This window comes from Pseudorhodoplanes sp. (assembly GCF_059499825.1).
On sequence record NZ_JCABZI010000002.1, the window covers coordinates 92,898 to 117,032 of the forward strand.

Annotated in this window: 25 protein-coding genes; 9 read left to right on the plus strand and 16 right to left on the minus strand. The window is 63.7% G+C overall.

Going from position 1 to position 24,135, the window contains the following annotated elements; translation table 11 throughout:
- Window positions 1-5 precede the first annotated feature (5 nt).
- Together AC5I5I_RS03800 and AC5I5I_RS03805 are read left to right on the plus strand one after the other, a co-directional pair.
- Complete coding sequence (locus tag AC5I5I_RS03800) at window positions 6-1,496, plus strand: AMP nucleosidase (protein ID WP_495970048.1); 1,491 nt, start codon at window positions 6-8, stop codon at window positions 1,494-1,496.
- An 83-nt stretch (window positions 1,497-1,579) separates the two neighbouring features.
- On the plus strand, window positions 1,580-2,041 hold the full coding sequence (locus AC5I5I_RS03805) for a cupin domain-containing protein (protein WP_495970050.1): 462 nt from the start codon (window positions 1,580-1,582) through the stop codon (window positions 2,039-2,041).
- Window positions 2,042-2,117: 76 nt separating this feature from the next.
- Here the strand turns inward: AC5I5I_RS03805 and AC5I5I_RS03810 are convergent, their stop codons facing one another.
- A complete protein-coding gene (locus AC5I5I_RS03810; RefSeq protein WP_495970052.1) occupies window positions 2,118-2,576 on the minus strand; it encodes a DUF992 domain-containing protein in 459 nt (152 codons plus the stop codon).
- A 123-nt stretch (window positions 2,577-2,699) separates the two neighbouring features.
- On the opposite strand from AC5I5I_RS03810, the gene AC5I5I_RS03815 reads away from it, so the two are divergent.
- The 4 genes from AC5I5I_RS03815 to AC5I5I_RS03830 all read left to right on the plus strand — a co-directional run bounded on the left by AC5I5I_RS03815 (window position 2,700) and on the right by AC5I5I_RS03830 (window position 6,150).
- Complete coding sequence (locus AC5I5I_RS03815; RefSeq protein WP_495970054.1) at window positions 2,700-3,539, plus strand: DUF72 domain-containing protein; 840 nt, start codon at window positions 2,700-2,702, stop codon at window positions 3,537-3,539.
- Between the two features lie 41 nt (window positions 3,540-3,580).
- A complete protein-coding gene (locus tag AC5I5I_RS03820) occupies window positions 3,581-4,246 on the plus strand; it encodes a Crp/Fnr family transcriptional regulator (protein WP_495970056.1) in 666 nt (221 codons plus the stop codon).
- Window positions 4,247-4,637: 391 nt separating this feature from the next.
- The gene (locus tag AC5I5I_RS03825; RefSeq protein ID WP_495970058.1) at window positions 4,638-5,324 is read left to right on the plus strand and encodes a Crp/Fnr family transcriptional regulator; all 687 of its coding nucleotides are present in this window, start codon (window positions 4,638-4,640) and stop codon (window positions 5,322-5,324) included.
- A 133-nt stretch (window positions 5,325-5,457) separates the two neighbouring features.
- The gene (locus tag AC5I5I_RS03830; protein WP_495970060.1) at window positions 5,458-6,150 is read left to right on the plus strand and encodes a Crp/Fnr family transcriptional regulator; all 693 of its coding nucleotides are present in this window, start codon (window positions 5,458-5,460) and stop codon (window positions 6,148-6,150) included.
- Here the strand turns inward: AC5I5I_RS03830 and AC5I5I_RS03835 are convergent, their stop codons facing one another.
- Window positions 6,151-7,380 (minus strand): MFS transporter, encoded by a 1,230-nt coding sequence (locus tag AC5I5I_RS03835; protein ID WP_495970062.1) that lies wholly within the window; start codon window positions 7,378-7,380, stop codon window positions 6,151-6,153.
- 100 nt (window positions 7,381-7,480) lie between these two features.
- Between AC5I5I_RS03835 and AC5I5I_RS03840 the strand changes: the two genes are divergently transcribed.
- Together AC5I5I_RS03840 and bcsS are read left to right on the plus strand one after the other, a co-directional pair.
- Window positions 7,481-8,248: an AraC family transcriptional regulator gene (locus AC5I5I_RS03840; protein WP_495970064.1), complete on the plus strand. Its 768-nt coding sequence runs from the start codon at window positions 7,481-7,483 to the stop codon at window positions 8,246-8,248.
- Between the two features lie 93 nt (window positions 8,249-8,341).
- Window positions 8,342-9,076, plus strand: a complete 735-nt coding sequence (bcsS, locus tag AC5I5I_RS03845) for a cellulose biosynthesis protein BcsS (RefSeq protein WP_495970066.1) — start codon at window positions 8,342-8,344, stop codon at window positions 9,074-9,076.
- Here the strand turns inward: bcsS and AC5I5I_RS03850 are convergent, their stop codons facing one another.
- The 10 genes from AC5I5I_RS03850 to AC5I5I_RS03895 form a co-directional block, all read right to left on the minus strand.
- Window positions 9,077-10,165: an ABC transporter permease gene (locus AC5I5I_RS03850; RefSeq protein ID WP_495971120.1), complete on the minus strand. Its 1,089-nt coding sequence runs from the start codon at window positions 10,163-10,165 to the stop codon at window positions 9,077-9,079.
- Window positions 10,166-10,254: 89 nt separating this feature from the next.
- Window positions 10,255-11,187: an ABC transporter ATP-binding protein gene (locus AC5I5I_RS03855; protein WP_495970068.1), complete on the minus strand. Its 933-nt coding sequence runs from the start codon at window positions 11,185-11,187 to the stop codon at window positions 10,255-10,257.
- A gap of 12 nt (window positions 11,188-11,199) precedes the next feature.
- Window positions 11,200-11,973: an HlyD family secretion protein gene (locus AC5I5I_RS03860; protein ID WP_495970070.1), complete on the minus strand. Its 774-nt coding sequence runs from the start codon at window positions 11,971-11,973 to the stop codon at window positions 11,200-11,202.
- Window positions 11,970-12,533 (minus strand): TetR/AcrR family transcriptional regulator, encoded by a 564-nt coding sequence (locus AC5I5I_RS03865; RefSeq protein WP_495970072.1) that lies wholly within the window; start codon window positions 12,531-12,533, stop codon window positions 11,970-11,972. Before AC5I5I_RS03865 ends, AC5I5I_RS03860 begins: the two co-directional genes overlap by 4 nt.
- A 295-nt stretch (window positions 12,534-12,828) precedes the next feature.
- Entirely contained in the window at window positions 12,829-14,451 is a 1,623-nt protein-coding gene (locus tag AC5I5I_RS03870; protein ID WP_495970074.1) for an NTP transferase domain-containing protein, read from the minus strand.
- On the minus strand, window positions 14,448-15,140 hold the full coding sequence (locus AC5I5I_RS03875) for an XdhC family protein (RefSeq protein ID WP_495970076.1): 693 nt from the start codon (window positions 15,138-15,140) through the stop codon (window positions 14,448-14,450). Before AC5I5I_RS03875 ends, AC5I5I_RS03870 begins: the two co-directional genes overlap by 4 nt.
- On the minus strand, window positions 15,137-15,553 hold the full coding sequence (locus AC5I5I_RS03880) for an endonuclease domain-containing protein (protein WP_495970078.1): 417 nt from the start codon (window positions 15,551-15,553) through the stop codon (window positions 15,137-15,139). The genes AC5I5I_RS03875 and AC5I5I_RS03880 overlap by 4 nt, the downstream gene beginning before the upstream one ends.
- 98 nt (window positions 15,554-15,651) lie before the next feature.
- On the minus strand, window positions 15,652-15,987 hold the full coding sequence (locus tag AC5I5I_RS03885; protein WP_495970080.1) for an XdhC family protein: 336 nt from the start codon (window positions 15,985-15,987) through the stop codon (window positions 15,652-15,654).
- Between the two features lie 80 nt (window positions 15,988-16,067).
- Window positions 16,068-17,294 (minus strand): vWA domain-containing protein, encoded by a 1,227-nt coding sequence (locus AC5I5I_RS03890; RefSeq protein ID WP_495970082.1) that lies wholly within the window; start codon window positions 17,292-17,294, stop codon window positions 16,068-16,070.
- Between the two features lie 104 nt (window positions 17,295-17,398).
- Complete coding sequence (locus AC5I5I_RS03895; protein WP_495970084.1) at window positions 17,399-18,328, minus strand: AAA family ATPase; 930 nt, start codon at window positions 18,326-18,328, stop codon at window positions 17,399-17,401.
- 228 nt (window positions 18,329-18,556) lie between these two features.
- Between AC5I5I_RS03895 and AC5I5I_RS03900 the strand changes: the two genes are divergently transcribed.
- Window positions 18,557-19,075, plus strand: coding sequence for a VOC family protein (locus AC5I5I_RS03900; protein WP_495970086.1), 519 nt, complete (start codon window positions 18,557-18,559; stop codon window positions 19,073-19,075).
- Window positions 19,076-19,279: 204 nt separating this feature from the next.
- On the opposite strand, the gene AC5I5I_RS03905 is transcribed toward AC5I5I_RS03900, so the two are convergent.
- From AC5I5I_RS03905 to AC5I5I_RS03920, 4 genes are all read right to left on the minus strand, one after another.
- The gene (locus AC5I5I_RS03905; protein ID WP_495970088.1) at window positions 19,280-20,095 is read right to left on the minus strand and encodes an FAD binding domain-containing protein; all 816 of its coding nucleotides are present in this window, start codon (window positions 20,093-20,095) and stop codon (window positions 19,280-19,282) included.
- Window positions 20,096-20,115: 20 nt separating this feature from the next.
- Entirely contained in the window at window positions 20,116-22,473 is a 2,358-nt protein-coding gene (locus AC5I5I_RS03910; RefSeq protein WP_495970090.1) for a xanthine dehydrogenase family protein molybdopterin-binding subunit, read from the minus strand.
- A 53-nt stretch (window positions 22,474-22,526) separates the two neighbouring features.
- The gene (locus AC5I5I_RS03915) at window positions 22,527-22,997 is read right to left on the minus strand and encodes a (2Fe-2S)-binding protein (protein WP_495970092.1); all 471 of its coding nucleotides are present in this window, start codon (window positions 22,995-22,997) and stop codon (window positions 22,527-22,529) included.
- A gap of 175 nt (window positions 22,998-23,172) precedes the next feature.
- Window positions 23,173-24,069, minus strand: a complete 897-nt coding sequence (locus tag AC5I5I_RS03920; RefSeq protein WP_495970094.1) for a LysR family transcriptional regulator — start codon at window positions 24,067-24,069, stop codon at window positions 23,173-23,175.
- Window positions 24,070-24,135: the final 66 nt, after the last annotated feature.

A 24,135-nucleotide genomic window follows, 5' to 3' on the forward strand; every position in this document is an offset into this window, starting at 1 on the left:
GTCTCATGCAAGACGGCCTGACCCTCCTCACCCCGCACCACATCCCGGCCGAACGCTTCACAGATGCGAGGGCAGCGGTCGAGCGGCTCGACCATATCTACCGGCGCAACACCCAATTCCTGCGCGAGCATTTCGAGGCCTTTGCCGCCGGCGCACGACTCGATGCAAGGGTGCGCGCGACCTATCCGTTCGTGCGGATCACCACCGACACTTATGGCCGCGTGGATTCTCGCCTCTCCTACGGATTCGTGTCCGGGCCGGGCACGCACGAAACCAGCGTCACCCGTCCCGACCTGTTCCGCGATTATTTCACCGAGCAGATCGAACTGCTGCTCGCCAATCATCGGGTGCCCGTCGAAATCGGCGAGTCGCACGAGCCGATCCCGGTCCATTTTGCCTATGCGTCGGACATCGGCATTGCCGCGAGCCGCGCGTCCGGCGGTCAGGCGACGGAGCTGCCGCTGCGCGACCGCTTCGATACGCCCGACCTCGCGACCATGGACGACTCGATCGCCGACGGCACGCTACATCTGCCGCACGGCGCCCCTGCCCCGCTTGCGATGTTTCGCGCCGCGCGGGTCGATTACTCGCTGCACCGGCTTCTGCATTACACCGGCACCGATCCCGAGCATTTCCAGAACTTCGTGATCTTCACCAACTACCAGTTTTACGTCGACGCCTTCGTGCGGATGTGCCGCGAACGCGTCGCCGCTGGCGATCCGGTCTATGGGGCGTTTGTCGAGCCCGGCAACCTCGTCACCCGCAGGGGTGGCCTGGCGCAGTCTGTCGCGCCGCTCGCGCGCCTGCCGCAGATGCCGGCTTATCATCTGGTGGCGCCCAGGAGCCGCGGCATCACCATGATCAACATCGGCACTGGGCCGTCGAACGCGCGCAACATCACCGATCATGTCGCAGTGCTGCGCCCACATGCATGGCTGATGCTCGGGCATTGCGCGGGCCTTCGCAACTCACAGAAGCTCGGCGACTACGTGCTCGCCCATGGCTATGTGCGCGAGGATCATGTGCTCGACGAGGAATTGCCGCTGTGGGTACCGGTCCCGGCGCTGGCCGAGATCCAGGTCGCGCTCGAACAGGCGCTGGCCGAAGTGACCGGCCTGTCCGGCTACGAGCTCAAGCGCATTATGCGCACCGGCACGGTCGCAAGCGTCGACAACCGCAACTGGGAGCTCGGCAATCATGCAGCCGTCATCCATCGGCTGTCGCTGTCGCGTGCGGTGGGTCTCGATATGGAATCCGCGGCGATCGCAGCCAACGGATTCCGCTTTCGCGTGCCCTACGGTACGCTCCTGTGCGTCTCCGACAAGCCGCTGCATGGCGAGATCAAGCTGGCCGGAATGGCCGCCGAATTCTACCGGCAGCGGGTCGGTCAGCATCTCGATATCGGCTTGCGTGCGATCGAAAAGCTGAGATCGCAGGAATGGGAGCGGCTGCATTCCCGCAAGCTGCGAAGCTTCGCCGAGGTCGCGTTCCAGTAGGCGAAGGCCCGCATTGGCAGAGGCCTCCGGTTTTGCTTGGATCATCCGCCGCTGTTCAAAGCCTTACTGAAGGAGATCACAGCATGTCAGAGATCAAACTCGCGCCGGGGATCACGCCTGCCGGAAAGAGCACCGCGCCGGCGGTGTGGAACATTCTCGGCCACACCTATTATGAGAAATCGAACTGCGCGACCTCGTTTTCGTTCGAGACCCTGGACCCGCCCGGCACCTTCGTGCCGCCGCATATCCATCCGACCCAGGACGAGTTTATCTACATGCTGGAAGGCACGTTCGATCTGTATCTCGACGGTCAATGGGTGAAGGCCGGTCCGGGCGATCTGGTGCGCATGCCGATGGGCCTGCCGCACGGCTATTACAACAAGACCGACAAGCCCACCCGCGCATTATTCTGGGTCTCGCCCTCACGCAAGCTGAAAGAATTGTTCGAGCTGCTGCACAACATGACCGACCCGGAAGAAGTCGTGCGGGTCTCGGCCGCGCATGAGGTCGACTTCCTGCCGCCCGGCAGCGTGCCTGGCGCCTGATCGACCGACTTAAAGGAAGGAGCCGCTCGCGCGGCCCCTTCTTGCCGAACGAAATCCGATCCGCCTCAGCGCAGCGTCATGCTGGCGATCCCGACCGCCAGATTGACGCCGACCTGTCCCTGCAGCGCAGCGGCTGCAGCGAGATGGTCCGGTTGGAGCCGCCGACCAGGACGTTCGCGCCGCCGCCAAGGCCGAGCGAGGCGTCGCCGCTGGCGCCGACATAGGTGCCGGCAAGCGTGCGCGGCGGAAGCTTGGTGGTGCGCGCGAACACGCCCCAGATCATCCGTCCGCCCCCGGTTACACCGAGATCGAGGCCAAGCCGCCCGATATGACCGCTGTAATATTCAACGCGCCCACCCGTGCTGGGGGTGAACGTGCACTGGATCTGCTGGCGCGAGCCGATGATCAGGCCGACCGTGGGCGACAATTTGCAGGACAGCCCGCCGGCGCGGACCCTGCTCTGGGCGTCGGCTGAGGTCGAAGCGACCGACAGCGACACGGCTGCGATGAATGTGGCGATGATAGACAGACGCATGGATGTCCCCCGGCATTGAAAAATGTATCGTTGCCTTAAGCCACGTCTCAGGCTGCCGCACAATCCGCTTTGTACAGACGATAGCGGTAGAATGGTCAGGGTCAATATCCGAGGAATGCTGGAATGGCAGCCAAACAGGGGCGGATCTACACCGGAATCGGCGGCTGGACCTTTGCGCCCTGGCGGGGCGAGTTCTATCCGAAGGGCCTGCCCCACGCCCAGGAGTTGCGCTACGCCGCCAGCCACCTGACGTCGATCGAGATCAACGGCACCTTCTATCGCACGCAAAGCCCGGCGAGTTACCGCAAATGGGCCTCGGAGGTTCCGGACGGTTTCGTCTTCTCCCTCAAGGGCCCGCGCTTTGCGGTGAACCGGAGCGTGCTCGCGGACGCCGGCGATTCCATCAAACGGTTCCTGAATTCCGGCGTCAGCGAATTGGGGGATCGGCTGGGTCCGCTGCTGTGGCAGTTTGCACCCACCAAGAAATATGACGAGGCCGATTTCGGGCGATTTCTGGAGCTGCTCCCGGCCGAGTTTGACGGCCGCAAGCTCCGCCATGTGGTCGAGGTGCGTCACGACAGCTTCCGGGTCCCGGGCTTTGCCAAGCTGCTGCGCCGGTTCGGGGTCGCGGTCTGCTTTTCGGAGCACGCCACCTATCCGGCCATCGCCGATGTGACGTCGGATTTCGTCTATGCACGTCTGCAAAAGGGTCAGGACTCGATCAAGACCGGCTACCAGCCCAAGGCCATCGACGCCTGGGCCGCCCGCGCGAAACAATGGGCTCAGGGCGGCGCGCCCGAAGACCTGCCCTGCGTCGACACACCATCGCCGCCGAAGAAACAGGCCCGCGACGTCTTCTTGTACTTTATCCACGAAGGGAAGGTCCGGGCGCCGGCTGCGGCAATGGCGCTGATCGGGAAGTTGTCCGCCGGAGTTGATCGAAAGGGCGCCGAGCGGCGATAGTGCGCCGGGAGCCGGCAGAGGCAGCCGGCCTGGAGCACGATATGGAAATTCCGCTGATTGCCCAAGCTGCGGCGACCGCAGGCATCGTTCTGACGGTGGTGCAATACTGGATGAAGACCATGATCCCGCTCAGGGTCGTGGGCATCGTGACCAATGTGCTGTTTCTGATCTATGCCGGGCTGGCCGGTATCTGGCCGACGATCGTGCTCAATTGCATCGTGCTGCCCCTGAACCTGTATCGGGTGCACGAGATGCGCCAACTGATCCGGCGGACCCAGCGCGCCGCGCGGTCCGATCTCGACATGACATGGCTTCAGCCATTCATGACACGGCGCAAGACGAAAAAGGGACAGGTGATCTTCCGCAAGGGCGACATCGCAGAGGCCATGTATCTCGTGGTGAGCGGCCGCTACCAGCTGCAGGAGATCGGCATCATGCTCGAACCCGGAGCCGTGGTCGGCGAACTGGGGCTGCTCTCGCCGGACGGCGTGCGAACCGCGACACTGATATCGGTCGACGACGGCGAAGTGCTGTCGCTCGCCTACGAGAAATTCGAGGAGCTCTATTACCAGAACCCGGAATTCGGTCTCGGCTTCCTCAAGCTCACCAGCAAGCGGTTGTTCGACAATATCGCACGGTTGGAAGCGGAACTTGCGACACGGCCTCCCCGCATCGTTCCCGCACCATCACCGATGACGAAGCACTGATGCAATGCGCAGCAAAAAGCCACGAAATGAGCGGGTGCGCGTACATCCGGCGTCACCTGCAGCATTCGTGGCCCTCAGCAGCGGAGCTTTCACTCAACGCTGTTCGACGTCATATGGTGAGCCCGAACGGACATTCAAGGCCACCATGACTTTTCTGTAGCTGCCCGCCGCCAAAAGGTTCAAATGCCGTCCCCGCCGAGCGGCATCGCTCTGAAATAGGGCGTCAGCGCTTGGTCGCAACCGTTACGGCCTTTCCCTCCGGGACTCTGGCCTTGCCCCCCTGCCCACCACGACAAGATTTTGATTGAAGTCGCTACCGAAGGCCGCCAGTTTATCGCGCCTTTCTTGCACCCCGCCTCCCCGCCCTTTCCCCGTACTCCGGAGCTCACAGATGGCCGACCTTATCGGCTACCTCACCCATATGCGCTTTGCCGAAGTCATCGGCTATGTCGCCGCCGCGCTGGTTTTTGCCACCTTCTCGATGAAGACCATGGTGCCGCTGCGGATCGTCGGCATCTGCAGCAACGTCTTCTTCATTGCCTATGGCTACCTGAATCCAGCCTATCCCTTGCTGGTGCTGCATTGCCTGCTGCTGCCGCTGAACATCCTGCGGCTCCGGCAGATGCTGTCGCTGGTGACGGAGACCAAAGAGGCGTTCGAGGGCGACCTCGATATGAACTGGATCAAGCCGTTCACGACCACGCGCGCCATGGCACCGGGTGAAGTGCTGTTTCGCAAAGGCGACCCCGCCGACGAAATCATCTTCATCATGTCGGGCAGCCTGCGCATTCCGGAGTTGGGCATCGCCATCCCGCCCGGCGAAGTCGTCGGCGAACTCGGCATGCTGTCCCCCGACAAGGTCCGCACCCAATCGGCAATCTGCGTCGATGGCGGGCAAATCCTGGTCATAACCTATGATCAGGTGCGCCAGTTGTTCTTCCAGAATCCGAAATTCGGATATTACTTCATGCAGCTAAGCGCGCGCCGCCTGTTCGACAATCTGAAACGGACCCAGGCCGAAAACGAAGCCTTGCGTGCCGCGCGAGACGCAAACACATTCCAGCCCGCCGAGCCGTGACCCTGTAGCGCAGCCGGCAATTCACTGGGGCCGCCCGGATAGCCATCGCGCTATGCGACGGCCGGCTGGCGCAAATTCCCATTGAACGGCGCCCTGAAGGCGGTCAGGTTTGTCCGACCTTCAGGGGATTGCCATGACTCTTGCAGATATCGTCAGCCATTTCGGAGGGCTCCGACCCAGCGAATGGCTCGGTTATTTCGCAGCGGCTCTGGTCTTTGCCACCTTTTACACCAAGACCATGGTGCCGCTGCGCATCGTCGCCATCGCAAGCAACTTCCTGTTTATCGCCTACGGATACCTGCATCCGGCCTACCCGGTGCTGGTGCTCCACGTCGCATTGCTGCCGCTGAACATCTGGCGATTGCGGCAGATGCTCACGCTGGTCCGCGAGGTCGAGGCTTCGAACGATGGCGACCTCGACATGAACTGGATAAGGCCGTTCACGACGACGCGCGACATGAAGCCCGGCGAAGTGCTGTTCCGGAAAGGCGATGCCGCGAACGAGATCATCTTCATCATGTCCGGCAGCCTGCGTATTCCGGAGCTCTCGATTGAGATCCCGCCGGGCGAAGTCGTCGGCGAACTCGGCATGCTGTCGCCGGACAAGGTTCGCACGCAATCCGCCATCTGCGTCGATGGCGGGCAAATCCTTGCCATTTCCTACGACCAGGTGCGGCAGCTGTTTTTCCAGAATCCGAAATTCGGATACTACTTCATGCAGCTCAGCGCAAAGCGCCTGTTCGAGAACATGAAGCGCATGCAGGCCGAAATCGAGACCCTCCGCCGTGGCAGCGGCGCGGACGAATTCCGTCCGGCGGAGCCATGACTATTCCGCCGGCACCGCAGCCGGTTTGCGTATGCTCGCGCCCGACACCATGGCAGCGAGCCCGAGCGTCGCCAGGAAGAACACCAGGCAGACACCAGCGGTGAAAAGCAGCACCAGATCGAACCCGCCGCGCGCATGCAGGAATGCGATCGAAGCGACCGCGATCCCGGCGGTGACGAAGACCAGAAAATAGCGCACCGCGTAAACCCGCCCGCGCCAGGCATCGGCGGTATAACGGGCCAGCACGATGTCGTTGACCGTCACCTGAGCGTAGACCCCGGCCATCGCCAGCGCGAGCGCGACCAGCAGCATCGGTCCGGTCGCGACCACCGACCATGCAGCGCCGGTGAACAACATTAGCGTGACGAACACGAACAGGATATGCGGCTGAAACCATTCGACCAGTCGCCCAATGACAAGCTGCGCGATCCCGCCGACCACGAACACCGCGGTCGCAATGCCGCCGACCGCAACCAGCGACAGTCCCTGTCCCGCGCGCTCATCGATCACCTTCGGCAGCGCGACCGTGATGACGTTGAAGGCGAGGCCTGCACCGAGCGCGATGACAATAAACAGTCCGAAGACGATGAAGGTGGCGGTGCGACCGAGACGCACGTCCGGATTGGTCTTGCGCGCGCTCCTGCCGGTGATGTCGCCCCTCTCCGCCCACATATAGACGAACCCGGTGACGATGCAGACCGCGCCCGGAATGAAAAAGGCCATTCGCCAGCCGAGATAGCTCGCGATCAGCGCGGTGATCCCGGCCGCCAGCGCGACGCCCAGATTGCCGCAGACGCCGTTGAAGGCCAGCGTGCGGCCACGCGCCTTCGAAGCCTCGATCAGCATCGACATGCCGACCGGATGATAGATCGCCGCGAACATGCCAAGCGCGCCAAGCGCGATCGCGAGCGTGACCAGGTTCGGAGCCAGGCCCGCCGCAAACAGCGAGACGCCGCAACCGAACCAGAACAGCACCATCATGTTGCGGCGGCTCCAGTGATCCCCGAGCCAGCCGGCGGGCAGCGAGAACACCCCGAACGAGATGAAAGCCGCGGTCGACAGCGCGATCAGTTCGCCGTAGGTGCGCGCATAAACCGCCTCCAGCCCGATCACCACCGTCGGATAGATTAGCAGCACGTAGTGATCCATCGCATGCGCCCAGTTGATGAACCCGATCGACACCCGGGTCTCCCGGCTGAACGGCTGATGGGTTGCGGCGATGTCGGTCATGGGCGGCCCGGCGAGAAAGAATCTGACCCCGCATCAATACGCTTGCCCGATGGCGATGTTAGGCCGATTATCGTCGCGATCAGGCCAACCGGAACCAGCCATGCGCCCGGAATACCGAAACAATCGCGACGACGCCCCCCGCCCGATCGCGGCCATGGCCAAGACCTTTCCGGACGGCGATCGCATTCCGCTGCACCTTCACAAGCGCGGCCAGCTCATCCACGCGATCTCTGGCACCATGAAAGTAGAGACCGTCGACGCCGCCTGGATCGTGCCCCCCGCGCTCGCGCTCTGGATGCCGCCCGCCTTCCCGCACGGCATGGTCATGCGCGGCGAACTTGCCATGCGCACGATCTACATCGATCCGGAAGCGTGTCACGGCCTGCCGCAAAGTCCGACCCTAGTCGAAATCGGCGGGCTGATGCGGGAGCTGATCCTCGCCGCGCTGGAGGAGCCGCTCGCCTATGACGAGTCCGGTCGAGGCGGCATGATCGCCGCCCTGATCCTTGCCGAATTGAAGCGCATGCAGGAACGCAAGCTGGATCTCCCGATGCCGCGCGATCCGCGAGCCGCGCGCGTGGCGCGTACGTTGCTCGAGCATCCGGATGCGGACGGCGGCCTCGACGAATGGGCCGAGCGAGCCGGCGCCAGCCGGCGGACCCTGGCGCGGCTATTCCGAAGCGAAACCGGCTTCAGCTTCAATGAGTGGCGCTCACGTCTGCGCGCCATGGACGGCCTGGCACGCCTCTCCTCGGGAGAGCCGGTCGGCAGCGTCGCCGCGGCGGTGGGTTATGCGAGCCCGAGCGCATTTTCCGCGATGGTGCGCCGCAGCTTTGGCGAGTCCCCGCGACGGATGGTGCGGCGCTAGCCTGTTGCAACCTGAAATTGATCCTCGTAGCATGATAATACCGGGTAGTGGCTGCGTATCCTGCCGGCTCGCGTTGGTAGCGGGTTGCTTTCCATGTCATGCGTTCGCGTGGCCCTGCGGCTCGCTGCCGTGGCGGCAGTTGTATGGTCGTGCAATCTTGCCGCGCATGCCGATGGCTTAGCGCGCAGCGATGATACTTTTCTCTATTTCACGGGCACGGACATCTGGCGCCACGGCAGCTTCTCATATGGCGGCGCGCTGTGGTCACCCGATGGACTCGATCGCGGTGGCTTCACCTTCAAGGCGTTGATCGGTGCCGGTTCGTATCAATACCGCTCCGGCGCGCTCGACGATGCGCAGGTTACCGGTACGCAATTCGTAGGCTCAGCACTGGCGGGATGGCGCTTCGTCCGTGACAAGACCTTCGTGACTGTTTTTGCGGGACTGGATCTGCAGCATCACGGTACGACGCCGTACGATCCCGGCAGCGACCTCAACGGAAGTCACGTCGGCATCCGCGGCGCGGTCGAATTCTGGCATGAGCCCGATGCGATGACGATGATTGCGGCCGACGCAACCGTCTCATCGATCGGGCCGAGCTATGTCGCGCGCGCCGCCTATGGCTGGCGCGTGGCCGACGCCTTCTATTTCGGACCGGAGGTTGGCGGTTTCGCAACCGGCGACAGTTACAAGCAGTTTCGCGCCGGGCTGCATATCACCGGCTTCCGCTTCGCCTGGGTCGAATGGTCGGCGGCAGCGGGATGGGCAACCGACAGCGACGACCGCGACGGCTTTTACGCGCGGCTCGGATTGCATGTGAGGCGATAGTCAATCCAGTGTCCGACGGAAGCGCGTGACCGCAATCGTCATCGCGATCAGCATCAGCCCGAACAGCGCGATCGCGTCATAGCGCAGATCCTCGATGGTCGCGCCCTTCAGCATGATCGCGCGAACAATGCGGATGTAATGGGTGAGCGGCAACCCCTCGCCGATCCACTGCGCCCAGGCCGGCATGCCGGCGAACGGGAACATGAACCCCGACAACAGGATGTTCGGAAGGAAGAACATCATCGACATCTGCACCGCCTGCAGCTGGTTCTGTGCGACGGTGGAGAACGTATAGCCGATTGACAGGTTGGCGGCGATGAACAGCGTCGACAACCAAGCCAGTAGATAAAGGCTGCCGAAAATCGGGACATGAAACAGCAACACGCCCGTGCCGATGATCAGAGCAGCCTGGATGAAGCCGACCACCACATAGGGAATGATCTTGCCCAGCATGATCTCCACCGGAGTGATCGGCATCGCCAGCAGCGCTTCCATGGTTCCGCGCTCGATTTCTCGTGTCACCGACAACGCGGTGAAGATCAGCATGGTCATGGTCAGGATGGTGCCGACCAGGCCCGGCACAATGTTGAGCGCGGTTTCCGCCGCCGGGTTATAACGGGCATGCGCGCGAAATTCGAACAGCGGCTGACCGCTCTCCGGCAGCCCGCGGTCGTTCTGCAGCGCGATTCGCACGAGTTGTCCGAGCGCACCGAGCGCGGAGCCTGACGCCACCGGATCGGTCGCGTCCGCCGCGACCAGCAGCACCGGCCGTTCGCCCCGCCGAAGCGCACGCTCGAAGCCACGCGGGATTTCGACACCGAACAGCACGGTCCCGGAGGCGATCAGGCGGTCGAACTCCGCCTCGTCCTCGACCTGATGCGTGACCTTGAAATAGCGGGTGTTCTGCAGCGCCTTCAGCACCGAGCGGCCGAGATCGCTGTGCTCCTGCAGCAGCACCGCGGTCGGCAGGTTGCGCGGCGTGGTGTTGATCGCATAGCCGAACAGGACGAGTTGCATCAGCGGGATCATCACGATCATCGCGAACGACACACGGTCGCGGCGCAGCTGGATGAATTCCTTGATCAGCATCGCCACGGTGCGGCGCCGGAAGGCGGCCCATCGCGGGACCTTGACGCTCGCCGGCGTGCTCACGGGTGCGTTCGCGGGAGACTGCGCGCTCACTGGAAATTATCCTTCGCGCGGCTCATCAGATCGATGAACACGTCTTCCAGCGTCGGCTCCGAGCTTTTCCAGGTCAGCCCCGGCCGGTCGCGATACGGCTTGATTGCGGTTTCCAGGCCTTCGGCATTGCGGCCCGACACATGCAGGCTGTTGCCGAACGGCGCTACCATGTCGACGCCGGGTTTGTTCTGCAATTCGTGCAGCAGACCGTTCACGTCAGGCCCGCTGACGTCGTAGGTGGTGAGCCCCGCCTGCCGCACCACGGCATCGACGGAGCCGTGGGTGAGCAGTTCGCCATAGGCGATATAGGCGATCTCATGGCAACGCTCGGCCTCGTCCATGTAATGGGTCGAGACCAGCACGGTCAGCCCTTCCGCGGCGAGCGCATGAATCTCGTCCCAGAATTCGCGCCGGGCTTTCGGGTCGACGCCTGCTGTCGGTTCGTCGAGCAGAAGAAGCTGCGGGCTCGGCAGCGTGCAGGCGCCAAGCGCGAGCCGCTGCTTCCACCCGCCCGACAATTCGCCGGCCAATTGCTCTTCGCGGCCCTTCAGCCCAAGCCGCGAGATCATGTCGCGCGCCGCGCCGGCGGGATCCTTCATCAGATGGAGGCGCGCGACGAATTCCAGATTCTCGCGCACCGACAGATCCTGATACAGGCTGAATTTCTGCGTCATGTAGCCGACACGCAGCTTGATCTGGTCGGCCTGCTTCCGGATGTCGTAGCCCAGGCACGTGCCATCGCCCTTGTCTGGGGTGAGCAAGCCGGTGAGCATGCGGATGGTCGTGGTCTTGCCGGAGCCGTTCGGCCCGAGAAAGCCGAAGATCGTCCCCTTCTTTACCTGCATCGACAGATCGCGCACGACCACGCGGCTGCCAAACGACTTGGTCAGGCCGTGCACGTCGATGGCGATGTCCGAATTGACGGTCATGACTGCACGCGTCTATTTCGCTGCAACCCGGGGCGTCACCGTCACATCGACCGGCTGCCCTACCCGGAGCGCGGCCGGATCGTTCGGAATCGCCTCGACCAGATAGACCAGCTTGTGGCGCTCCTGCTGCGAGTAGATCACCGGCGGGGTATATTCGGCATATTGCGAAATGAAGCTGATCTTGCCGGTCATCCCAGCCGGACAGCCATCGCAGGAAAAGCTGATCGGCTCGTCGATCGCGATCCGCGCCAGCATCGGCTCGGCGACGTAGAAGCGGACCTTCACGTTGCCCGGCGGCAGCACCGAAACGATCGGACGGCTGGCGGGCACGGTTTCGCCGGCGCGGTAGTAAACCTGCTGCACCAACCCGTCGACCGGACTTAAGCCCCGCCTTCGGTTGAGCCGTGTCTGGGCCGAGGCCAGCCGCGCCTGCGCCTCGCGGAACAGCGCCTGCGTGACGTCAAAATCCTTCTGTGTGCCGGACTTGGTTTGCAGGAGCTGCTGTGCGCGATCGAACGCCTGCTTGGCATTGGCCAGCGTCGCCTCGGCCACGCCGAGATCGGCCTCCTGCAACTGCGTATCCAGAACGAACAGAAGCTGTCCCGTCTTTACCGCATCGCCCTGCCGCACCAGCATCTGCTCGATGCGGCCCTGTTCGTCGGGACTGACGAAAATGAAATCGCCTTCGATCCAGCCTTGCATGACGTTGTCGCTGCCATTGCTGCAAGCGGACAACAGCGTTCCGAGTGCGAGAGCAGCCGCACCGATCCATTGCCGGACGATCATGACCCGCCTCCATCGCGGTCCAGGAGAATATCGAGATGCGCGTTGAGCATCGCCCGGATGTCGAGCGGAGCGTGCTTCTGGAACAGACTCTGCCAGACCACGGCTACCAGCACCGGCGCGCCCAGCAGTTGCGGAAACGCAACGAGGCCGCGATGACGCAATTCGCCACGGTCGAGGGCGCGCTGGAGAATTTGCCGCAGCGCCGAGAACACCCGGCTGAGCACTTCGCGATAATAAAAGTCGGCAATCGCCGGAAAGCGCGTCCCCTCCGAGATGATCAGCCGAATGATGTCCTTGCGTCGCGAGCCGACCAGTTCGTCAGCCACGACAGCCACAAGCCGCTCCGCCAGCACCGGAAACGGCAGATCGACTGCCGCGAGCGTCTCGATATTCCCGATCAACGGCGTCAGCATCGAGCGCGCCAATTCCTGGAACAGCGTCTCCTTGTCCGCGAAGTAGAGATAGACCGTGCCTTTGGCGACGCCGGCCCGCTTTGCCACGTCGTCGAGCCGCGCCGCTTCGAAACCACGCAACGAGAACTCCTCCAGCGCGGCGCCCATGATGGATTGCCGCCTTGCGGCGCTGCGGATGTCGCGCGCGCTGCGCGGGGGTGATGCCGCCGCCTCTATGCTCGGGGCTGGCGGCTCAGCCGGACCTGGCGCGCGCGCGGATCGCGGCCGCGGCTTTCGGGGTGGTCCGGCAGGCATCAGGCGCTCCAATTATGACTGACCAGTCAGTCATAATTATCCGCCGGAGGAAACGCAAGCGGGGATCGGCGCACGATCACGTGACGCCGAAAACCATCATTGCTTCAGATAGATGGATCGTGCCGCAGGCGGCACGCGGTGGCGCTATTCAGCCGTTTTCGAGTTCGGCCCGCACGGCCGCGAGCGCGGCGGGGGTGTCGACATCGACCAACGCGCCCGGCCCCGTCATCGGCACGTCGACCACCGCCTCGCTGTACTTGGCGATCAGGTGCCGGGCGCCGACGTCGCCTGTCACCGCCATCAGTTCGGGGAAGAAGCGCCGCGACCACAGCACCGGATTGCCGCGCTTGCCGTCGGTCACCGGCACCGCAATCAGCGCGCCTTTTTCCGGATCGTAAGCCGCGATCAGCCGGTCGATCAGCGCAGCATCGACCTGCGGCATGTCGGCCAGCATCACCACCGCGCCATCGATATCCGCCGGCAGCGCGCCAAGTCCCGTCCGCAGCGAGGTCGACAGACCGTCCGCAAAATCCGGATTATGGGCGAATTGCAGCGGCAGGTCGGACAGAGCATCTGCAATGGTCTCGCTTTGGTGGCCGGTTACGACGACCACCGGCCGCGCCTTCGACGCCAGGGCCGCTTCCGCCGCGATCCGCGCCAACGGCTTGCCCGTCACCTGCGCCATCAGCTTGTTCGGTCCACCCATCCGGGTCGAGCGTCCGGCAGCGAGGACGACGGCAGCGAAGCGTCCGCCCTTGTCGATCTCCGGCTCCTCGCGCGGCTGCGGACGCGTCACGATTTCCATCAAGAGGCCACCGACCCCCATGCCAGTGATGTCGGCGCGCGTGACCGGCAGTCCCGCGAGCAATCGCATCAACACCCAGTCGAAGCCATTCTCCTTCGGCGAGCGCGCGCAGCCCGGCGCGCCAAGCACCGGGCGTCCGTTCGCCGATCCGATCAGCATCAGGTTGCCGGGATCCACCGGCATGCCGAAATGCTCGATCTTGCCACCCACCGCCTCGATCGCGGCCGGAATGACGTCGCGCCGGTCGGCGATGGCGGAGGCGCCGAACACGATGACAAGCTCCGCCCCTGCCCGCTGCACGTCCTTGATCGCGGTGGCGAGCGCGGCCTGATCGTGCGGCACGCGGCGCTCGGCGACGATGCGCGCGCCCGCGGGCGCCAGCCGCTCCTCGGTGATCTTCAGCGTCTTGTCGACCACCTTGGGCGACAGCCCGGGAAGCAGCGTCGATACGATGCCGACCTTCCGGATCGTATAGGGCGCGACCCGCACCAGCGGCCTTGCCGCCTCGACCGTGCGCATCGCCTGCATGTAGACATCACCCGCAACCGCGAACGGGATGATCTTCACGGTGGCGATCATCTCGCCCTCCACCACCGGCTTGTAGGCCGGCAGCGTCGCGATCGTCACCGCTTCGTCGATCCGGTTGAGTTCATCGATCCGCTCGCGATCGACGACCAGCACGCCCGCACTATCCGCAAACAGATTGCAGCGGCCGGTAAAGGCCTTGTCGGCCCGCACGGCCTCGCCTGATGCGCTTGCGGCGATGGCGGCTGCGGCATCGTCCTCCGACACATCGCCCGGATCAAGGCGGGCAACCACGACGCTGGCGATGCCGGCCTGCTTGAGCGCCGCCACGTGCGATGGCGTGATCACCGTGCCCTTCTTCAGTACCAGCGCGCCCTCGCGGATGGTATGCACGGCGGTGCCGCCCAAGGCGTCGTCGGGCGCGAAAGGGCCGAATTTCATGTGGCCTTCTCCGGCGATTGCCGCAGACGCGCGGTGATCTGGCCCATGATCGACACCGCGATTTCCGGCGGCGAGATGGCGCCGATATCGAGCCCGATCGGCGCATGGATGCGCGCGATCGCATCATCCGCGATGCCCTGCGCCTTCAGCCGTTCGACCCGGCGCGCATGCGTCTTCCGCGAACCCAGTGCGCCGATATAGAAGCAGTCCTTCGACAGCGCATGCAGCAGCGCCGGATCGTCGATCTTCGGATCGTGCGTCAGCGCGACGAAGGCGGTGTACTTGTCGACCTTCAGGCTGGGGAGCGCCTCGTCCGGCCATTGCGCGATCACCCTCACATCGGGGAAACGCTCCTGGGTCGCGAAGGCGGTGCGCGGATCGACGATGGTCACGTCGTAGCCGAGCAGCTTTGCGATCGGCGCCAGCGCCTGGCTGATATGGACGGCGCCGGTGATGACGAGCTTTGCCGGTGGCACATGCACGGTGATGAACACCTTCCCGTCCGGCGTTTCCTCCATGCCGCTCTTGCCGCTGCGGATATGCTTCTCGATCAGGTCCTTCAGCGGATCGTGGAAGACGTCGGCGCCTTTCACCAGCCGCTGCTCGCCGCTTGTGACATCGGTGACGACGACAGCGGCGCGGCGGTTGGCGCGTTCGGTGTTGAGCGCGGTGAGGATGGAGAGTTTCATTTTGTTTCCACGAACTCGGTGGTGTCCCCTCCCCCCTTGCGGGGGAGGGTTAGGGAGGGGGGTGATGCCTGCGCAAGTGTGTCTGAGATTGCCTGTAAAACCCCATCGATATTCGCATGCACATCGTTGTTCCAGAATCTCAGCACATGAAAGCCCTGACCCCGCAGCCAAGCTTCGCGCTTAGCATCGCTTTCCGTACCGTGCTGCCCACCATCAACTTCAATAATCAACCTAGCTTGCAAACACACGAAATCGGCGATGTAACTTCCAATCGGCACCTGCCGTCTGAATGAAGTGCCGTTCAAGCGGTGCGCACGCAGCCGATACCAAAGCCTACGCTCGGCATCCGTCATATCGCTGCGGAGCGCGCGGGCATTTGAGCGTTTCTGCTTCGGCACTTTCCGGTGCGGCATCTGCTTGCCCTCACCCCCCTCCCGGCGGCTCCGCCGCCGACCTCCCCCGCAAGGGGGGAGGTTGCACCGAGATTGCGGCACGACCACCGCGCCCAAAATCAATCAACCTTCTCCACATAGACCCGGATGGTGCCGCCGCAGGACAGCCCGACCCTCCAGGCGGTCTCGTCGGCGACGCCGAATTCCAGCGTCTTCGGCTTGCCGCTGCCGATCACATCGATCGCTTCGGTTACCACCGCGCCCTCGACACATCCGCCCGATACCGAGCCGAGAAAGTTGCCCTCCTCGTCGATCACGAGGTTGGAGCCGACCGGACGCGGCGCCGAGCCCCAGGTTTCGACCACGGTGGCGAGCGCGACGCCCTTGCCGGACTTCCGCCAGTCCTCGGCGGCTTTGAGAATGTCCTCGTCCGTCGCCAGCGATTGTTGAGTCATTTGAATCCTCTCCGCTGTGATCTTGAATCTGTCCCTGAGCCTGCGCGAAACAAATAGCCGCCCCGCGCGCCGCTCATGTTCTACGCGACCTTGTTCAACCAATACTTCGCCTCGGCCTTGCCGTCGCCGTCCGCCGAGAGCGCGCGGCACAGATCCTTCATCGCATTGAGATTGTGAATCGGTCGCAATTCGTCAACATGCGGCAGCATCACCCTGATGCCGCTGGCCTTGGCCTCGAAACCCTCGAACCGCAACAGCGGATTGAGCCAGATCAGCCGGCGGCAGGAGCGATGCAGCCGGTCCATCTCGAAACCGAGTTCGTTGCCGGGCTCGCGCTCCAGCCCGTCGGTGATCAGCAGCACCACCGCACCCTGCCCGAGCACCCGCCGGCTCCATTGCCGATTGAAGGCGGCAAGCGACGGCGCAATGCGCGTGCCGCCGGACCAGTCCAGCACCCCGCCGGAACAGGCCGCCAATGCCTCGTCCGGGTCCTTCTGTCTCAGCGCACGGGTCACATTGGTCAGCCGCGTGCCGAACAGAAACGTGGAGACGCGCTTCCTGTTGTCGGTCACCGCGTGCAGGAAATGCAGGAAGAGCCGCGTGTACTGGCTCATCGAGCCGGAAATATCGAGCAGCGCCACGATCGGCGGCTGACGGGTTTTCGGCCCAAGATATTTGAGGTCGATCACCGCGCCGCCCGCCTTCATGCTGGAGCGAAGGGTGCGCCGCAGGTCGATCATATGGCCGTGGCGCGAGGGCTTCAGCCGCCTGGTCTTCACTTCGTCGAGCGGCAGCACGAGTTTCGCAATCGCCTGCCTGGCCTCGGCAATCTCGGCGGCCGACATCTGCGCGAAGTCCTTCTTCTCCAGCACCTCGCGGTCGGAGACGGTCAGCCGCGCGTCGAGCTCGACCTCTTTCTTCTTCTCCTGCGGCGGCGCCTTGTCGTTCTTGAACATGGCGTCGAGCACGCGCTTGGCCGCGGGCGGCGGCGGCGCATTGTCCGGCTGCGGCACCGCCTGCGGCAGCATCATCGCCATCAGCTGGTCGAAATAGGCGCGCTTGCGGAAGAAGATGGTGAAGGCATGGTCGAACAGGATCGTATGCTCGTGCCGCTTCACGAACACCGCATGCAGCGTCCAGTAGAAATCCTCCCGGTTGCCGATGCCGGCAACGCGCAACGCTTCCAGCGCATCCATCACCGAGCCGGGCCCGACCGGAATGCCCGCCGCGCGGAGCGCACGCGCGAAATAGACGATGTTCTCGGCGAGGCGGCCGGATTGATCGGAATTTGCGACTGGGTCATTCATGTCCGGTCGTCCCCGCGAAAGCGGGGAACCACTTTCCAAAGCGGCGGTTACGTGCCCCCGCCTGCGCGGGGGCGACCATGCTTTGCTCCGGTACGCTCACAAAACTACTCCGCTGCCTTCATCTGCGCGCGCACGTCGTCCAGCAATTCCTTCACCTTGGTGCCGTCGAGCCGCGCGATGTCGTCCTGATACTTGAGCAGCACGCCGAGCGTGTCCGACACCGTCGACGGATCGAGCGCCACCACATCAAGTTCGGACAAGGCGGTGGCGAAATCCAGCGTCTCGGCGACGCCCGGCGCCTTGAACAATTCGAGTTTGCGCAGCCGCTGCACGAAATGCACGATCTCGGCCGACAGCGCCGCGGCGATGCCCGGCACCTTGGTGCGCACGATCGAGAGTTCGCGTTCGGCGTCCGGATAGCCGACCCAGTGATAGAGGCAGCGGCGTTTCAGGGCGTCGTGGATTTCACGGGTGCGGTTCGAGGTGATGATCACGATCGGCGGATGCAGCGCCTTCACCGTGCCGAGTTCGGGAATTGTGACCTGATAATCGGCCAGCACTTCGAGCAGGAAGGCTTCAAAGGCCTCGTCGGTGCGGTCGAGTTCGTCGATCAGCAGCACCGGCGCGCCGGCGGTGTCGGGCTCGAGCGCCTGTAAGAGCGGCCGCTTGATCAGGAAGCGCTCGGAGAACACGTCGTCCTCCAGCCGCCCGCGATCGGCATTCCCCTCGGCCTCGCCGAGCCGGATCGCGATCATCTGCGCGGCATAATTCCACTCATAGACCGCGGCCGAAACGTCGAGGCCCTCGTAGCATTGCAGCCGGATCAGCTTGCGGCCCAGCGTCTCGGCCAGCACCTTGGCGATCTCGGTCTTGCCGACGCCGGCCTCGCCTTCCAGAAACAGCGGCCGGCCCATCTTCAGCGCCAGGAACAGCACAGTGGCAAGCGAGCGGTCGCCGACATATTGCCCGGCGGTCAGCAGCTTCAGCGTGTCGTCGATGGAGGACGGAACGGCGCGTGGGGCGATGGTGGTCAAAGGGCAACCTCAAAACATGATGCGTCATTCCGGGGCGGACGGCGAGCGGAGCGATACGGACGAACCCGGAAGCCAGAGCCGCAAATACCGCGCCCGCAACCCTGGATTCCGAGCCCGCGCTGCGCGCGTCCCGGAATGACGGGATATGCCAGCTTGCCGGCAATGGCGTCCAGCCTACATATAGGCGCGGTTCCCCGCCGCGTGAACGCCACAGCCAAGGACGCAGCCATGTCGCAGACGCCCGCCCATCCGATCGATCCGGGCGTCCGGATCGGGCATGTTCACCTGAAGGTGGCCGATCTCGACCGCGCGGTGCCGTTCTATCGCGACGTGCTGGGCTTCGAGGAGACCTATCGCCGCCCCGGCGCGGTGTTCATGTCGGCCGGCGGCTATCACCACCATATCGCGCTCAATACCTGGGAAAGCCGCGGCGGTCAGCCGCCTGCCCCCGGCAGCACGGGGCTGTACCACATCGCGATCCTGTATCCGACGCGCAAGCTCCTCGCCGACGCGTTGCGCCGGCTGGTCGAGGCCGGGATCATGCTGGACGGGGCGAGCGACCACGGCGTCAGCGAGGCGCTCTATCTGCGCGATCTCGACGACAACGGGGTCGAGCTTTACTGGGACCGCCCGCGCGAGGACTGGCCCCGCGACGAGGATGGCGGGATCAAAATGAAGACCGAACCGCTGAATTTGCGAAATCTGCTGGCGGAGTTGGAGACGGAGGCAGCGGCCGAAACGGCGTAGCGCAGACAGTGCCGCATACTCTCTTCACCTCCCACCTTGCGGGGGAGGTCGACCGCCGTAGCTGAAAGCGAAGGCGGTCGGGAGGGGGGTAAACCACAACGCCAAACCTCGTGGCTTACCCCCCTCCCTAACCCTCCCCCGCAAGGGGGGAGGGAATGAACTGAATGCGCCGCGACTTTTCTCGCGCACAACAAAGCTGAAGAACTACTCCTCGTCGCCGCCGCGCTCGTTCGCCGCCGCCACCGCCCGGCGCGCCATCACGCCGACGATATGCGCGCGATATTCCGCCGAGCCGTGGATGTCGGAATTCATGCCGTCGGCCGACAACGTGATGCCCTCGAGCGACTTCGGCGCGAAGCGCTTCTTCAGCGCCTCCTCGAATTGCGGCACCCGAAACACGCCGTTCGAGCCGGCGCCGGTCGCCGCCACCCGGATTTCCGAGGAGCGCTTCGACACGAACACGCCGACCAGGGCAAAGCCCGAAGCCGGGTGCTTGAACTTCATATAGGCCGCCTTCTTGACGATCGGGAACGTGATCTCGGTAATGATCTCGTCCGGCTCAAGCGCGGTCTCGAACATGCCCTTGAAATAATCGTCGGCCGCGATCTTGCGCTTGTTGGTCACGATGGTCGCGCCGAGGCCCAACACCGCAGCCGGATAATCCGCATTCGGATCGTTGTTGGCGACCGAACCGCCGATGGTGCCGGCGCCGCGCACATGCGGATCGCCGATCGAGTCCGGCACGCTCGCAAGCGCGGGCATGACCTCGAGCAATTCCTTCGAGTTGGCCACGTCGCGATGTTTGGTCATCGCCTTGATGGTGACCGTCCGCGGCGTCACCTCGATGCCGGAGAGCCCATCGATCTTCGACAGATCGACCAGCACCTTCGGCGAAGCCAGCCGCTGCTTCATCACCGGGATCAGCGAATGGCCGCCGGCGAGCAGCTTTGCGTCCTCGTTGGCGAGCAGCGCCACCGCCTGCTTCACACTGGTCGGGCGCTCGATCTTGAATGCGTACATGGTTCCGGTCCTTTCGAAAATCAGGCTGCGCGCGCAGGCGCGGATTGCTTCAGCGCGCGCCAGACCGCAGCCGGCGTGGCCGGCATGTCGATCTGTTCGGTGCCGATGGCATTGGTGATGGCGTTCATGACCGCGGCGGGAGCGGCGATTGCGCCGGCCTCGCCGCAGCCCTTGATACCGAGCGGATTGGACGGGCACACCGTCGTGGTCATGCCGACCTGGAAGGCCGGGAAGTTTTCGGCGCGCGGCATTGCGTAATCCATGAACGAGCCGGACATCAGCTGGCCGTCCTTGTCGTAGACCGCGTGCTCGTAAAGCGCCTGCCCGACCCCCTGCGCGATGCCGCCATGGACCTGGCCTTCCACGATCATCGGATTGATCACGGTGCCAAAGTCGTCGACCGCGGTCCATTTGTCGATCGTCACCGCGCCGGTATCGGGATCGATCTCGACCTCGCAGATATGGCAGCCGGCCGGGAACGTGAAGTTGGTGGGATCGTAGAACGCCCCCTCCTTCAGCCCGGGCTCGATCTCGGATGTCGGGAATTTGTGCCCGATATAGGCCTGCAGAGCGAGATCGCCGAAGCCGATCGATTTGTCGGTGCCGGCGACGCTGAACTTGCCGTCCTTGAACTCGATGTCGCCTTCGGCCGCTTCGAGCAGGTGCGCGGCGATCTTCTTCGCCTTGGCCTCGACCTTGTCGAGCGCCTTGACGATCGCCGACATGCCGACCGCGCCGGAGCGCGAGCCATAGGTGCCCATGCCGAACTGCACCTTGTCGGTGTCGCCATGCACGATCGTCACATTGTCGATCGGGATGCCGAGCCGTTCGGAGACAAGCTGCGCGAAGGTCGTCTCGTGGCCCTGCCCGTGCGCGTGCGTGCCGGTCAGCACCTCGACCGACCCGGTCGGGTTCACCCGCACCTCCGCGGATTCCCACAGGCCGACGCCAGCGCCGAGCGAACCCACCACCGCCGACGGCGCAATCCCGCAGGCCTCGATATAGGTGGAATAACCGATGCCGCGCAGCTTGCCGCGCTTCGCACTCTCGCGCTTGCGCTGCTTGAAGCCCTTCGCGTCATGGATCTCCATCGCCTTCGACAGCGACGCCTCGTAGTCGCCGGCGTCGTAGAGCGAGGCGACCACGGTCTGGTACGGGAATGTCCGCACGAAATTCTTCTTGCGCAGATCGGCCGGATCGACGCCAAGCTCGCGCGCCGCGACTTCGATCAGCCGCTCGACCACGAAGGTCGCTTCGGGCCGCCCCGCCCCGCGATAGGCATCGACCGGCACGGTGTTGGTGTAGACCGAATCCACCTCGCAATAGATCGAGGGGATATCGTACTGCCCCGACAGCAGCGTCGCATAAAGATAGGTCGGCACCGCCGAGGAAAAGGTCGACATATAGGCGCCGAGATTGGCAATCGTCTTCACCGTCATGCCGACGATCTTGTTGTTCGCGTCGAAGCCAAGCTCTGCATGGGTGACGTGATCGCGGCCATGCGCGTCGGTCACGAAGGATTCCGAGCGGTCGGCGGTCCATTTCACTGGACGCGCCACTTTCTTCGCCGCCCACAGGCACACGACTTCTTCCGGATAGATGAAGATCTTCGAGCCGAAGCCGCCGCCGACATCGGGCGCGATCACCCGCAGCTTGTGCTCGGGCGCAACGCCGATAAAGGCCGAGATCACCAGACGCGCCACATGCGGATTCTGGCTGGTGGTCCAGAGGGTGAAATGCTCCCCGCCCGCGTCATATTCGGCGATCGCAGCACGCGGCTCGATCGCGTTCGGCACCAGGCGATTGTTGATGAAGTCGAGCCGCGTAATGTGCTTCGCCTTCGTCATCGCCGCGTCGTTCGCGGCCGGGTCGCCGATATGCCAGTTGTAGATGGTGTTGTTGGGCGCGACCTCGTGGATCTGCGCGGCCTTCTGCGCCTGCGCCGGATCAATCACCGCCGGCAGCACCTCGAAATCGGTGACGACCTTCTCGGCCGCGTCTTTCGCCTGCGCGAGCGATTCGGCGATCACCACCGCATAGGCATCACCGACATGGTTGACCTTGCCGACAGCGAGCGCCGGATGCGGCGCCATCTTCATCGGCGTGCCGTCCTTGGAATGGATCATCCAGCCGCAGATCAGCGGGCCCAGCTTGTCGGTCGCGAAATCCTCGCCAGTATAGACCGCGATCACGCCGGGCATCGACGCCGCCGCTGACGTGTCAATTGTCTTCAGTTTGGCATGGGCATGCGGCGAGCGGATGAAATGCGCGCAGACCTGACCCGGCCGCGCGTGATCGTCGGTATAGTGGCCTTTGCCGGTAATGAAACGCTGATCTTCCTTGCGGCGCACGGGAGCGCCAATTCCGGTGGCAGTCATGGCAGACTCCTTCCCGAATGGTCGAAGAGACGTGTCCTTATTTCGCCATCGCCCTATTTCGCCATCGCCTTGGCGCCGGCGGCGATCGCCTTGACGATATTATGGTAGCCGGTGCAGCGGCAGAGATTGCCGTCGAGCTCGTGACGGATGGTCTTGTCGTCGAGGTCGTTGCCCTTGCGATTGACCATGTCGATCGCCGACATGATCATGCCGGGCGTGCAGAAGCCGCATTGCAGGCCGTGATGCTCGCGGAAGGCTTCCTGCATCGGATGAAGCTGCGCGCCATTGGCGACGCCTTCGATGGTGGTGATCTTCGCGCCATCCACCTGCCAGGCGAAGGTGGTGCAGCTCTTGCGGGCGACCCCATCGACATGCACGACGCAGGCGCCGCATTGCGAGGTGTCGCAGCCCACATGGGTGCCGGTGAGCCTCAGATTCTCGCGCAGAAACTGGACCAGGAGCGTGCGCTCATCCACATCGGCGCTGGTCTGTTTGCCATTCACGGTCATCGTGACGGATGCCATGAGGTCCTCCCTCGGCTTGAAATCGCACTGTTTTTGGCACGAATTCGGCGCGATGGCTCCCCCCGGAGCCGAAATCTCGCCGTTTTCAGCATCTTGGAACAGGAACAAGTCTTAACAGGCCGCAAGCGCCGGTCAAGCGGCGGGTTGGAACCGAGGCGGGGACGGGCCGATTTTTCTAGCTGGACCAATTCCCTATCAGGATATCGCGAAAGCGCATGGCGGCCGGCGACAGCCGGCCGCGGTGACGTTCGACGATGCCAATGGTCCGCGATACCACGGGGTCCGTGATCGGGATCGTCACAATATTCGGATGGCCCTCCTGCGGAGTAGCAAGACGCGGAAGCACCGAAATCCCGATGCCCGCTTCAACGAGGCCGAGCGAGGTGGACAGATGATTGACCTCGTAGAACCAGTTGAGCCTGACCCCGAGATTGGACAACGCGCTGTCGAGAATGGTGCGATTGCCGGAATTCCGGCTCACGCCAATCAGGGGAAATTCGGCCAGATCGGTCCAGCGTAACGATCGTGCTTCAGCCAAAGGGTGGCTTCGATGGCAGGCCAGCACAAACGGATCGTTCATCAGCGGTGCAAAGGTGAGATCGGGATCGGACGATCCCAGCATGCTGATACCGAATTCACACTCTCCGTTCGCCACACTTTTCAGACCTTCGCCGGCCGACAGGTCGAGAATGCGAATACGAATGCGCGGATGGAGCTCCTGAAACTGACGAATGACCAAAGGCAGAAAATAGAACGCGGCGGTGGGTATACAGGCGATCGTGACCTGACCTTCCTGAAGCCTTCCGGTTTCGGCCATAGAGAGAACCGACGTTTCAAGCTCGTCGATCAAACGCAACAGCAAAGGCTTCAGGTCGCGTCCGACCGTCGTCGGAGCGACGCGTCGGGTGGTGCGCTCCAGCAACGGCGCGCCAATGGTTTCTTCCAGCGCCTTGATGCGCCGGCTGAGAGCGGGCTGCGACAGGTTCAAGTGTTCGGCGGCCTTGTGAAAGCTGCCGGTGTCGAGCACTGCCAGAAAAGCCCGCAAATCCAGCAGTTCGAAATTGATCCGCATATCACATCAATCCCAATAATTTTTGCATTTAACACATCAGATGGACTGATTTAACACTCCTCCAAT